Genomic DNA, 11,539 nt, shown 5'->3' on the forward strand with positions numbered 1-11,539 from the left:
AAATTCCCCAAGCTCCCTCTCTGTCCAGCAATGCTCTAAAGTTGATAAATATCAATCTAACAAAAACTCAAAGCCCTATTGTACAAGCTTTACAAGCATGAGTTGTTGATAGTTTTGCATGACAGGTTCGGTAGAGCCAGAAATCTGAGTCACTATAGGTAACCTTAAATGACAAAGACATACCTAACTCAGAAGAGTCTAGTTGAGGTTCAGACTGACTATCATCCACCAGCACAGTGTTATGTAATTTCCCAACTAGGCTACCTAATGTGAGCTTACGAAATTTCTTATGACTGTCAACGAACTGGTTACGGGTTGATTTTGATAATCCCTTGATCTGACTAACTGAAAGTAGATACTTTAAAGTACCTTCAATCTTTGAAAAATTAACTATATTTCTACCCAGCTTTCTTAGTGCTTCAGTTCTAACTACTTCAATATCTATCGGTTCATCCATGATTAATGGTAAGGCGTTGACTATCTAAATTATCTATTTTCTCAAGTAATGGCAGCGATGGTTAATGTCCCTCACCCCTAACCCCTCTCCCAGAACAAACGGGAAGGGTCTTTTGATAGACTAGAGTTATGTCCCCAGAGTAAGGAGCTAGGGGCGAGAAAAGCTTAATAATTGAGATAAACCGATCAAGCGAGAATATCGTCTAGAATTAATTAACTCAAAAAATCCTGACTGAATCTACCTTTAAGCGAACTTTTCTAAAAATGATGGCTGAATTACTGAGTCTAGTTCCTGCCAAGTCCCTCGAAACTGATGTAGTGGTAGGGGAAGCACCGGCAGTATGTCCCCTTCCTCCAGTCACGGTTAGTAATGATACCCTACTTATTTCCCTGATCGATCGCCTGCGACGTACTTTGGAAAATCACCGCGGCGAAAATCAAATTGTGGTGATGCAGGATTTCCCGGATCCCGATGCCCTTTCTAGTGCCTGGGCCTATCAAATTATCGCCGAACAGTACGATATTCACTGTGATATAGTCTATGCGGGTACTCTCTCCCATCAGGAAAATGTCGCTTTGGTAAAACTAACGGGTTTACCGGCTAAACGTTGGGGAGTCCATACCCTCAAGGATAGAGATCTCTCGGTTTATCAGGGTTGTGTTTTTGTCGATGGTCAGGGAACCAATAGTCAGTTAACCACTCTGGTTAAACAGGCAAAAATTCCCATTATTGCCGTGATTGATCATCATACTCGCCAAGGGGATCTAGAGGCGGAATTTGTCGATATTCGTCCCCAAATCCGGGCAACAGCGACGATATTAACCCAATATATCCAAAAAGGGTTAATAAGTTTTAATACTAGCGATACCGTCCATGTTAAGTGTGCCACAGCTTTGATGCACGGATTGCGATCGGATACGAATAATTTAATGCAAGCGCAAGAGTGTGAATTTATTGCTGCTGGTTATCTCAGTCGTTTCTACGATGCTCAATTATTAAACGCTGTCCTGCAATCGGCCAGATCCCGACGGGTGATGGATGTGATTGAACGGGCCCTGAAAAACCGTATTATTAAAAATAATTATTCGATCGCCGGGGTCGGTTATTTGCGTTATGATGACCGAGATGCGATTCCCCAAGCTGCCGATTTTTTGGTGACGGAAGAAAATGTTCACACGGCTTTAGTTTATGGTATCGTTCACGATGAAGATGAGGAGATCGAGTTAGTCATCGGTTCTATGCGTACCAGTAAAATTACCCTAGATCCCGATGAATTTCTCAAGGAAGCTTTCGGACAGGATAACCAAGGTCGCTTTTTTGGTGGTGGTCGTTACATGGCCGGAGGTTTTGAAATTCCTATCGGTTTCCTTGGTGGTTTTAATAATAATGCCGAATACGCAAAACTCAAGTGGGAACTGTATGACACCCAAATTAAACAGAAACTTTCCCATCTAGTTAACCCCGATGAAAAGGTAATTCGCACCTAGGTATTAAATCTCAGCTATCTATTATCATCGCCAAGACCGACCCTACACTGATATGAAACTTTATTTTGTGCGTCATGGATTAGCAGGACAATCGGGGGATTATCTCAACGATAGGGAACGTCCTTTAACCGAGGAAGGTAAGACAAAAACTGCTAAAGTTGCCCAAAGATTAGGACAGTTGGGGGTGAAATTTGACCTAATTTTGACTTCTCCCCTAGTGCGTGCGGTGCAAACTGCCGAAATTTTGCAAAAAGCGGGTTTAAGCCGTAAAATTGAGCAATTTAATCCCCTATCACCCAACGGCAATATTCAAGATTGGGTGCAATGGTGGCAAAAGTCGGACTATCAGCGAGAGGAAAACGCGATCGCACTGGTGGGACACGAACCGGATTTAGGTTATTGGACGGAAATGCTAGTTTGGGGCAAGTTTCAAGGAAAATTATCGGTCAAAAAGGCGGGAATAATTGGTCTAGAGGTTCCCAATCAACAAAATCCCCTAGGCAAGTGTCAGTTGTTCTGGTTGACAGCCCCGAAATTACTCCTCTAGGAATTATAGCGTTTCCTAAGCTAGTGAGGTACACCTATTTTTCTTCCCTTTTGCCTCTTGCCTAAAACCCATAACTTTTGTACCTCAGCAGACTGAAAAACGCTATAATCTCATTCCGAGATTTCGATCGAATTAACTGATCTTTGCCAACGTTTTTTCCAGTGGCTAGTCGGTTCTAAATCAGAGAGAGCCTGTTCGCTGCGACGACGTTGTATAATCACTTCGGCCGGGTCGCTTAAAGTCGGGTCTCGATAGGGAATAGCGGCCTTAGTTTGCAGATGTTCCCGTTCCTGTGCCGATAGAGATGGGGGTAAGGACAAAAAACTGGCGATTGTCCCCGGCGATCGCCGACCGACGCTATCGGTGGCCCCAATCTGCAATCCTGCTAATTGTAAAGCCCTTCGCACCGAGGCAGCACAGGAATAGGTGACTAAATAACCCGTCGGACTCAGACATTTGGCCACTAAAGCTAAAAACTCCACCGTCCACAGTTGCGGACATTTACCCGGGGAAAAGGGATCGAGAAAAATCGCCTCCGCTTGAAAACCCGCGTCAATCACCTTGGTTATCGTCTGTCGCGCATCCCCGATTAACAGTTTAGCCGTGAGATTAGGCAGGTCTAGCCGGTGATTATGGGCAAAATCATTTAAATATTCGGGAATTGGTTGACTCCAACTATTTAAGAGATTCTCTCTAATAGCCGCTAGGGGAACCATTCGATCGCTTTCTAAAGCTAATAATTCTACCCGACAATCCCCCCTAACTTGCCAAATGGCCGCTAAGGCTGCGGCGGTATTATACCCTAAGCCGTAACAAATGTCAAGAACTTTCAGATTATTGCTCTGGTCTGCTTTTGCTGCCAGACGACTGGAGAGGATAAATTTTTTCTCGGCTTCTTCCCTTGCCCCGGAGGTAGAATGATAACATTCGCCGAATTCGGTCGAAAAAAAGGTATAAGAACCATCCTCAGTGACTTTTTGCGGGTAGGCTTCGGGGGAGACAAGCATGGTGATGGAGAATGTCTTTGAGGTGAATATCGGTTTCCAGCAGGCAAGCGTGACCACTATGGGGCAGAATCGTTAATTTTGCGGCGGGTAACTGCTGAATTAGGCGTTTAGCCTCCGCTACCGATGGTAACAGTCGATCCCCTTGACTGGCTATCACTAACACCCCCAATTGCAGACGTTTTAACTCGCTGGCACTAACCTGAAACCGTTGTAACTGGGATAAACGCCAGCTAATCGTCTTCGGTGGGACGTATTGCATGGCTTTGAGGAGAGAGCGGCGATCTTCCCGGGATATTCGACCCAGAGCGGCCAGAAAGGGTAAAATAGTCAGGGCCGAGCTGCCATGGATGAAATCGGGCATTATCTGGGTGATACCGATTCCCAAGCTCAAAAGAGGTCTTTGATTAAAAGAAGAAGCAGGGTTAATTAAAATCAGTTTTTTAATTAATTTTGGTGATTTTGTCGCTATTTTCAAGGCTAAACAGCCGCCAAAAGACTCACCGCAGAGATAGACTTTTCTCGATTGTCGCTTTAATTCCTGTTCCAATAAAGCAATCACGCAATCGCTTAATTCCTCCCAATCACCGAGATATTGCGGGGAAATCGCCAAACAACGCAGATCGAAGTAAGGAGCAAGGTTTTTAATCTGACGATGGTATAGTTGGCCGCTGCCATCCATTCCGGGTAAAAATACAAACAGGGGATAATCGGGACGGGGATGACGGGGAATAATCCAACTGACAGGTTGTTCCATGGTGCGAGAAGCGCGATCGATGTTAAAAAAGTTTTTTCTGGTTATCTATTTTAAGGATAATTAATATTAGAGAGATTTGCCAGTTTTAAGAGTAGTATTAACCTCCAACCTATGGATGGTTTCTCCCTGCTCCCCAACCCCTGATAACTGATAACTGATAACTGATAACTGAATTAACTGAGCCAAATTTTTAGGCCGCCGCTAAATTAGCAGCCACGAAATCCCAATTAACCAACTTAGTTAAAAAGTCGCTGATGTAATCGGGACGACGATTTTGGTAGTCGAGATAATAAGCGTGTTCCCACACATCCATAGTTAAGAGGGGAACCTGTCCGGCGGTTAAAGGATTGTCAGCGTTGCCAGTTTTGGTAACTTTGAGAGTACCGTTATCGAGAACCAACCAAGCCCAACCGCTACCGAATTGAGTAGCGCCCGCAGTTTTGAAAGCTTCGACAAATTTCTCGAAACTGCCGAAATCTGCGTTAATTTTATCGGCTAAAGCACCGGTAGGCGCACCGCCACCACCCGGTTTCATGCAGTCCCAATAAAAACTATGATTCCATGCTTGGGCGGCATTGTTGAAAACCCCAGCTTTAGAGGCATCACCAGCAACCTTAACGATAACTTCTTCTAAAGAGAGAGCATCGAGTTCCGTATCTTTGACCAAACCGTTATAGTTATTGACATAAGCGGCGTGGTGCTTGTCGTGGTGGAATTCTAGGGTACTTTTGGTGATGCAAGGCTCTAAGGCAGTGTAATCGTAGGGTAAAGGGGGAAGTGTGTAAGCCATCTGTGGTTCTTTATATCCTCTCTTGAGAGCTTGTTTAAGTTAGTGTTGATAAAACTTTACACCCTCGATCATAGCACCGAAGGAGACTTGATCAGTGATTAGTGATCACTGATCAGCTTTTTCTCCCTTCTCCCCCATCACCCCAACTCACACCCCACACCTAACCCCTATCGACCATCTCCTAAATCCTGAGAAGATTACCAAACAATGTTAGAATAATTGCCGTACTGTAGGCGCTTGCAGATTCTTGTTCTTGTGGGCGTGGCAGGGCAGGCGAAAAACGATTCCGTTAGGAATTAGACCAAAAAAGCTCCACTGGCAACAGCAGTAGATTTTATCTCACTGGGTTGATCGGTTGGCAGTTCGTCAAATTACGGATCAATACAAAATTATCATTTACAGATCTTTCTTGGTAACTTATGGCACAGCGTACACGCTTAGGTGAAATCCTTCGTCCCCTCAACTCAGAATATGGTAAAGTTTCTCCCGGTTGGGGAACTACCTTGCTGATGGGAGTGTTTATGGCTCTGTTTTTAGTCTTTTTGCTGATTATTTTACAGATCTATAACTCCTCCCTAATTTTAGAAGGATTTAATGTAGATTGGGGTCAGTAAGCAGATTAAAACAATCTTGTCGGCATTTTTGGCCGCAGAATTGTCCCTCGGACTTTAGCAGGTGGGTTATTGCCCACCGCGATTTTTTTATTAGGAGCAGAAAAATGAATATTTTTGGGATTGGATTACCGGAAATGGGGTTAATTCTCTTGATTGCCCTGCTAGTTTTCGGACCGAAAAAATTACCAGAAATCGGTCGCAGTTTAGGCAAAACGATTCGAGGATTTCAAGAAGCATCCAAGGAATTTGAAAGTGAATTTAAGCGAGAGGCCCAGCAGATTGAAGACTCGGTAAAAATCAAAGCTGAATTAGAAGAAAGTCAATCTCCTAGGGATCAAACTCGTTCCAGCTAAGAACCGTGTAGAGATGTAGAGTAGGTCAAATTCGAGGCTATCGGCTAGATTAACATCGAGAATGACCAAATCGAGATTAAATTGGCAGTTTTACCATTGGCCACCACTTTTACTCGCTAGTTTTTTTGACCGAGAAAGCGGTAAATCAGGTTTCGGAGCGCAAAATCGTCTTCAATGACGATAATTTCGGCAGCAGCCACAGCCATAGTTGAATGAGTCGGCAGAATATAAGTAGCTGGTTATAATTAAATTAAAAATGGATTTTAGGTTCGATCCCCCCTGCCCCCCTTGATAAGGGGGGTGCCGATAGGCGGGGGGATCCCCCATGCCCCCCTTGATAAGGGGGGTGTCTGACAACTTTTAACGCCTACCTACTTATCATTAGTTTGAGAATTCCCAGAAGGCAGGGAAAAAATGACTATTTCCTTGCTATAAGTATTGTAGATGTCAAGAGTGTTAACTGAATGTCTATAGTGGTATCCCCCGAACAAGTCCATCAAATCGTCAACAACCTCCATCACGATCCCTTTGAGGTTTTGGGGGCCCATCCCCTAGAAGAAGAAGGAAAAGTGAATAAATGGGTTGTTAGAGCCTATTTACCGAAAACCACGGCTGCTTGGGTTATTTTACCGTCCCAAAGACAAGAATATCCCATGACGACCGCTTATCATCCCCATTTTTTCGAGTGCGTCATCGATATCGGTGAACTGAACAATTATCAATTACGCATCCAGGAGGGGGAACAGGAACGAGTAATCTATGATTCCTATGCCTTCCGTTCTGCCAAACTCAGCGATTTTGATTTACACCTGTTTGGGGAGGGCAACCATCATCGCATTTATGAAAAATTAGGGGCGCATTTAGCCGAAATCGAAGGTATTAAAGGGGTTTATTTTGCCGTTTGGGCCCCTAATGCCCGCAACGTCTCGATTATTGGTGATTTTAATAGCTGGGATGGTCGTGATCACCAAATGCGGAAACGTAATAATATGGTCTGGGAATTGTTTATCCCGGAAATCGGTGTTGGCACTAAATATAAATACGAGATCAAAAATTGGGAAGGTCATATTTACGAAAAATCTGATCCCTACGGTTTTGCCCAAGAAGTACGCCCGAAAACCGCCTCGATCGTGGCCAATTTAGATAGCTATACTTGGGATGATAGCGATTGGATGGAAAAACGCCGCCATAGCGATCCTTTAACTCAACCGGTTTCCGTTTACGAATTACACCTCGGTTCTTGGCTGCACACTTCCAGTGCCGAACCCCCCCGTTTACTTTCCGGGGAAGGAGAAGCGGTTCCCGTGTCGGAATGGAACACTGGAGCACGCTTTTTGAGTTACTACGAGTTAGCCCAAAAACTGATTCCCTACGTTAAAGAATTAGGTTACACCCATATCGAATTATTACCGATCGCCGAGCATCCCTTTGATGGTTCTTGGGGTTATCAAGTGACGGGTTATTTTGCCCCCACCAGTCGCTACGGCAATCCTGAAGATTTTATGTATTTTATCGATCAATGTCATCAAAATGGCCTTGGTGTGCTAGTGGATTGGGTCCCCGGTCACTTCCCCAAAGATGGCCACGGGTTAGCTTTCTTTGACGGGACTCATCTTTATGAACACGGCGACCCGCGCAAAGGGGAACACAAGGAATGGGGAACCTTAATTTTTAACTACGGTCGCAACGAAGTCAGAAATTTCCTGGTGGCTAATGCCCTTTTTTGGTTCGATAAGTACCATATTGACGGTATTCGCGTGGATGCGGTGGCTTCTATGCTCTATCTCGATTATTGTCGTAAAGATGGGGAATGGGTGGCTAACGAGTACGGTGGCCGGGAAAATTTAGAGGCTGCGGAATTCCTGCGTCAAGTCAATCATGTAATTTTTAGCTATTTCCCCGGAATTCTCTCTATTGCCGAAGAATCCACCGCTTGGCCGATGGTGTCCTGGCCCACCTATATGGGCGGTTTAGGCTTTAATTTAAAGTGGAATATGGGCTGGATGCACGATATGCTCGATTATTTCGGCATGGATCCCTGGTTCCGTCAATTCCATCAAAATAATGTCACTTTTAGTATGTGGTATAACCACAGCGAGAATTATATGCTGGCTTTGTCCCACGATGAAGTGGTTCACGGCAAAAGTAATATGATTGGCAAAATGCCGGGGGATGAGTGGCAAAAATTTGCCAATGTCCGGGCATTATTTAGTTATATGTTTACCCACCCCGGTAAGAAAACCATGTTTATGAGCATGGAATTTGGCCAGTGGAGTGAGTGGAATGTTTGGGGTGATTTGGAGTGGGGTCTTTTGCAGCATGAACCCCATCAACAGCTAAAACGCTTTTTCTCGGATTTGAACGCCACCTATAAGAGTGAACCTGCTCTATATACCCAGGATTTTGGTCAGGATGGCTTTGAGTGGATCGACTGTAGTGATAATAGTCATAGTGTCGTTTCTTTCCTGCGCTGGAGCAAAAATTGGCAGGAGTTTCTGGTGGTGGTCTGTAATTTTACTCCCCAACCCCACAGCCATTATCGCGTTGGTGTACCCCATCCCGGTTTTTATCAGGAAATCTTTAACAGCGATGCGGGTAAATATGGCGGTAGTAATATGGGCAACCTTGGCGGTAAATGGTCGGAGGAATGGTCCTATCATAGCCGTCCCTACTCGATTGATCTCTGTTTACCACCTTTAGGGGTTTTAGTTCTCAAAATCAGTCCTAATGCTTCTGGGGAATAGAGGAGTAGGGAGATGGGGAAGTGGGGGAATGGGGGAATTCAACTAAAACCCTAACACCCTAACACCCTAAAACCCCAACACCCCCAACCCCTAACAAAAAAATTTAGAGGCCATCTTGCGGAAAGTGGCCTCTTTTTTGGGTGAATTTTCCAGAAACGATTAATTTGTTAGATTAGCGAGCAGTGTTTGTACCCATTCTTGAGCAAGTTCTTCCACGTTGTCATTACTGTCGAGATGGCTAAGAATATATTTTTGTCGTTGGTGAGCTAATTCAGCGAGACTACCGATATGAACAAAACTTTTTGGCAAACGATCATTCTCAAAGGAATATTGACCGACGTGGCTGGCTTCGATATGCTGGCGATCAATCCAGAATCCCCATCCTTGCGGTGCGGCATTCAGTTCCGAGAGAAATTCTAAGGTCTTCATTGGCGTACTCCTTAGCGGGAATTATCTTGTTTATCCCTTTATAACCGGCATTCTAAGGCAAAAATTAATCAGGGGGAGAAAATGGTTAACCATTTTTCATCTCCCTTAATATTTCCTTACTTTTTCGTTAATATTTATGATATAGCAGTTTTCATCAGAATGAGGTATGGGCAAGGGGCTTAAGCCCTTTGTTGGCAAAACTTGTCGATACCTCAGTAACGTGAAAAGCACTATAGCCAAGCCATTTGATGGTCTGAACAGGTGCAGACAAGAAAGTGCAGAAAGTGGGCATTTTCCTCCGTCGAGCATCGAAACCATAAACAAGCAAAAGTATCTGTATATTTAGTTACTAAATTAAGACAGATTTGCCTTAGATGCAGACCGGGCAAAAGCCGGTCAAAAACTAACCCATCAGGATCACCGTATCGATGACGTGGATCACACCATTATCCGCCTCGATATTACCCGCGACAACCGTGGCATTTTTCACCTCAAAACCTTCGCTACAATCGATGGGAATCGGTGAACCCTCTAGAGAAGTCACTACAGCCAATTTTGCCAAATCTTCCTGCATATATTTGCCCGCAGCGACGTGATAGGTGAGAATTCGGGTTAATTGGGGGATATTCTGCACTAGGGTTGTAATCGTCCCGGGGGGCAATTTGGCAAAAGCTTCGTCGGTGGGGGCAAAAACCGTGAAAGGGCCAGGACTTTTTAGGGCATCCACAAGATTAGCCACTTGTACCGCCGTCACTAGAGTTTTAAAATTATCGGCACTGACCGCAATATCGACAATATCTGCCATAAACTTGACTCGATCCCTTAAAAAAATTATCTATTTCAGATTTTAAACTCAATCTTGTCCCAAAGATCACTTTACTAAATTGTCCGTCAAAAGTTGATAGAGTAGCCTGGTTTCATAAAACAGTAAGCGGCATAGTCCATCTTTACCCAATGCCTTAAAAGTGGGTAACTCTTTCCTTTTCTCAATTCTTTGACCATTTTCGTGGTCGTAATAGACATGAATTCGGGGATTAAGCCACGAATGCTTAAGCTTGTTAATAATTTCAGTTTTAGCGGGTTTATCCGGGCAAATAGTCACCAGTGCGTGAGCGTACAAGTGAGAGCGCATTAAGTCGGAACCCTTCCAAGACTTTTTAACCTTGTCTTGTTTGGCAGAAGTATCACCAGAAATCTGATAGGAATACCCTAAGCCTAGATAAGCCTGAAACTTTCTAAGACTAATATCGTGATCACGTTTAAAGTAAGGTTTTCCGTTTACTAAAAATCTTTCGATAGGGTAACAGTGCAAAAGCAACAAGCTTTTAGTCACCGTCCCAAAAAGAAATTGATCAAATACTTGGCAATAAGGTTTAAAATGATTTAACTCTAGGATTTCTCTTAACTCCTGTTCTTTAATCAAAATTCTAGTTTGATACATAACAATGTCCTTAGCCAATAGTTGGCTATATTGACTAATTCCAGTCCCGGCCGTGGTTTTGATGCGCGGGTTATTTTTTAATCCGGCGATATGTCCTAGTGTTGGGTTATACCCCTTAACTCCGATATATTCAAAGTCTCTTTGTGCAATCTCCGGAAATTCACAGCATAACCGTTGCCTAAGTTGGTTAATTAAAGAATTTTTATTCTTGTCAAGCTGTTCTCGCTCGTGAAAAGTCCGGCGCAATAAATCGATCGAGTCGTGATCGTAATTGTTTAAAATCGGGGGATTGCCTAGATCGTCTAACCCTGATTTGTCGAAATAAGTTAGAGCAATGGTTAGAGCGTCAAGATAATCGTCTTTATTTTTAGTCTTAAAATAGTGCTGACGATTTATCTTGGTTTGCTGATGAGATATCCAATAAATATCTAAACCTAACTTTTTAGCGGAATTAACCCAGAAACTAGCATACCAGTAGCTCGTAGGTTCTAAAATAATAGCATCAGCTTCTAATGATTTAATAATCTCGATCGCTTCCGCATTGCATTCTAACCTGTAAGCTATCTCATTAAGCTGAATATTTCCTTTAATTCGCGGGTATCCTTTAATCGTTTCCCCAACACTTTTCGAGTATTGCAGGGGAGAAACCGTCGGAAATTCACACAACAAAACCACGATAGCCCAATTACGGCTAACGTCTATACCTAGGGACTTGCGTATTAATAAATTACCATCTAGACTGGAGAAGCAACTTGTTACTCCCACTCTCAACTATAGACCTCTTGCAAAAGTCTTAAGTCGATCCTTGTACAGCAACATTTTTGAAGATTATCAACTACTAATAAATAATTAACTGAAAGTCCCTCCCATTATTGTTTCTATCGTTTGTTTTCGGATTTATGCAAGAGGTCTTATG

At 43.6% G+C, this 11,539-nt stretch carries 12 protein-coding genes; 5 read left to right on the plus strand and 7 right to left on the minus strand.

Annotation, left to right across the window (positions count from 1 at the left end; genetic code table 11):
* Positions 1-67: 67 nt before the first annotated feature.
* A complete protein-coding gene (locus ACOCD9_RS09790) occupies positions 68-457 on the minus strand; it encodes a hypothetical protein (RefSeq protein WP_419547267.1) in 390 nt (129 codons plus the stop codon).
* Between the two features lie 263 nt (positions 458-720).
* Here ACOCD9_RS09790 and ACOCD9_RS09795 point away from each other — a divergent pair, with 263 nt between their 5' ends.
* Positions 721-1,944, plus strand: coding sequence for a DHH family phosphoesterase (locus ACOCD9_RS09795; RefSeq protein WP_287702826.1), 1,224 nt, complete (start codon positions 721-723; stop codon positions 1,942-1,944).
* 52 nt (positions 1,945-1,996) lie between these two features.
* Positions 1,997-2,491 carry a phosphohistidine phosphatase SixA gene (gene sixA, locus ACOCD9_RS09800; RefSeq protein ID WP_287702824.1) on the plus strand — a complete coding sequence of 165 codons (495 nt, stop codon included), beginning with the start codon at positions 1,997-1,999 and terminating at the stop codon, positions 2,489-2,491.
* 110 nt (positions 2,492-2,601) lie between these two features.
* Here sixA and ACOCD9_RS09805 read toward each other — a convergent pair whose 3' ends face one another.
* The 3 genes from ACOCD9_RS09805 to ACOCD9_RS09815 form a co-directional block, all read right to left on the minus strand.
* Positions 2,602-3,498, minus strand: coding sequence for a tRNA (5-methylaminomethyl-2-thiouridine)(34)-methyltransferase MnmD (locus tag ACOCD9_RS09805; protein ID WP_419547269.1), 897 nt, complete (start codon positions 3,496-3,498; stop codon positions 2,602-2,604).
* Positions 3,458-4,252, minus strand: coding sequence for an alpha/beta fold hydrolase (locus tag ACOCD9_RS09810; RefSeq protein WP_419547271.1), 795 nt, complete (start codon positions 4,250-4,252; stop codon positions 3,458-3,460). Before ACOCD9_RS09810 ends, ACOCD9_RS09805 begins: the two co-directional genes overlap by 41 nt.
* 190 nt (positions 4,253-4,442) lie before the next feature.
* Positions 4,443-5,042 carry a superoxide dismutase gene (locus tag ACOCD9_RS09815; RefSeq protein ID WP_002762409.1) on the minus strand — a complete coding sequence of 200 codons (600 nt, stop codon included), beginning with the start codon at positions 5,040-5,042 and terminating at the stop codon, positions 4,443-4,445.
* A gap of 419 nt (positions 5,043-5,461) precedes the next feature.
* Between ACOCD9_RS09815 and psbH the strand changes: the two genes are divergently transcribed.
* From psbH to glgB, 3 genes are all read left to right on the plus strand, one after another.
* Positions 5,462-5,656: a photosystem II reaction center phosphoprotein PsbH gene (gene psbH, locus ACOCD9_RS09820; RefSeq protein ID WP_002736544.1), complete on the plus strand. Its 195-nt coding sequence runs from the start codon at positions 5,462-5,464 to the stop codon at positions 5,654-5,656.
* A 104-nt stretch (positions 5,657-5,760) separates the two neighbouring features.
* On the plus strand, positions 5,761-6,009 hold the full coding sequence (locus ACOCD9_RS09825; protein ID WP_002743526.1) for a TatA/E family twin arginine-targeting protein translocase: 249 nt from the start codon (positions 5,761-5,763) through the stop codon (positions 6,007-6,009).
* 464 nt (positions 6,010-6,473) lie between these two features.
* A complete protein-coding gene (glgB, locus tag ACOCD9_RS09830) occupies positions 6,474-8,753 on the plus strand; it encodes a 1,4-alpha-glucan branching enzyme (protein WP_104396745.1) in 2,280 nt (759 codons plus the stop codon).
* 159 nt (positions 8,754-8,912) lie between these two features.
* On the opposite strand, the gene ACOCD9_RS09835 is transcribed toward glgB, so the two are convergent.
* The 3 genes from ACOCD9_RS09835 to ACOCD9_RS09845 all read right to left on the minus strand — a co-directional run bounded on the left by ACOCD9_RS09835 (position 8,913) and on the right by ACOCD9_RS09845 (position 11,388).
* Positions 8,913-9,182: a hypothetical protein gene (locus ACOCD9_RS09835; RefSeq protein ID WP_016516782.1), complete on the minus strand. Its 270-nt coding sequence runs from the start codon at positions 9,180-9,182 to the stop codon at positions 8,913-8,915.
* Positions 9,183-9,585: 403 nt separating this feature from the next.
* A complete protein-coding gene (locus ACOCD9_RS09840; RefSeq protein ID WP_419547274.1) occupies positions 9,586-9,987 on the minus strand; it encodes a fasciclin domain-containing protein in 402 nt (133 codons plus the stop codon).
* Positions 9,988-10,053: 66 nt separating this feature from the next.
* Positions 10,054-11,388, minus strand: a complete 1,335-nt coding sequence (locus ACOCD9_RS09845) for a hypothetical protein (protein WP_419547275.1) — start codon at positions 11,386-11,388, stop codon at positions 10,054-10,056.
* Between the last annotated feature and the right edge of the window lie 151 nt (positions 11,389-11,539).

It is taken from the genome of Microcystis sp. (assembly GCF_048564745.1).
Lineage (GTDB): Bacteria > Cyanobacteriota > Cyanobacteriia > Cyanobacteriales > Microcystaceae > Microcystis > Microcystis ichthyoblabe_A.

What these genes read in the sequence shown, in the direction of transcription:
- psbH (WP_002736544.1), top strand. Translation starts at nt 5,462, where the DNA reads ATGGCACAGCGTACACGCTTAGGTGAAATCCTTCGTCCCCTCAACTCA.
- glgB (WP_104396745.1), top strand. Translation starts at nt 6,474, where the DNA reads ATGTCTATAGTGGTATCCCCCGAACAAGTCCATCAAATCGTCAACAAC.
- sixA (WP_287702824.1), top strand. Translation starts at nt 1,997, where the DNA reads ATGAAACTTTATTTTGTGCGTCATGGATTAGCAGGACAATCGGGGGAT.
- ACOCD9_RS09840 (WP_419547274.1), bottom strand. Translation starts at nt 9,987, where the DNA reads ATGGCAGATATTGTCGATATTGCGGTCAGTGCCGATAATTTTAAAACT.
- ACOCD9_RS09795 (WP_287702826.1), top strand. Translation starts at nt 721, where the DNA reads ATGATGGCTGAATTACTGAGTCTAGTTCCTGCCAAGTCCCTCGAAACT.
- ACOCD9_RS09790 (WP_419547267.1), bottom strand. Translation starts at nt 457, where the DNA reads ATGGATGAACCGATAGATATTGAAGTAGTTAGAACTGAAGCACTAAGA.
- ACOCD9_RS09810 (WP_419547271.1), bottom strand. Translation starts at nt 4,252, where the DNA reads ATGGAACAACCTGTCAGTTGGATTATTCCCCGTCATCCCCGTCCCGAT.
- ACOCD9_RS09815 (WP_002762409.1), bottom strand. Translation starts at nt 5,042, where the DNA reads ATGGCTTACACACTTCCCCCTTTACCCTACGATTACACTGCCTTAGAG.
- ACOCD9_RS09825 (WP_002743526.1), top strand. Translation starts at nt 5,761, where the DNA reads ATGAATATTTTTGGGATTGGATTACCGGAAATGGGGTTAATTCTCTTG.
- ACOCD9_RS09805 (WP_419547269.1), bottom strand. Translation starts at nt 3,498, where the DNA reads ATGCTTGTCTCCCCCGAAGCCTACCCGCAAAAAGTCACTGAGGATGGT.
- ACOCD9_RS09835 (WP_016516782.1), bottom strand. Translation starts at nt 9,182, where the DNA reads ATGAAGACCTTAGAATTTCTCTCGGAACTGAATGCCGCACCGCAAGGA.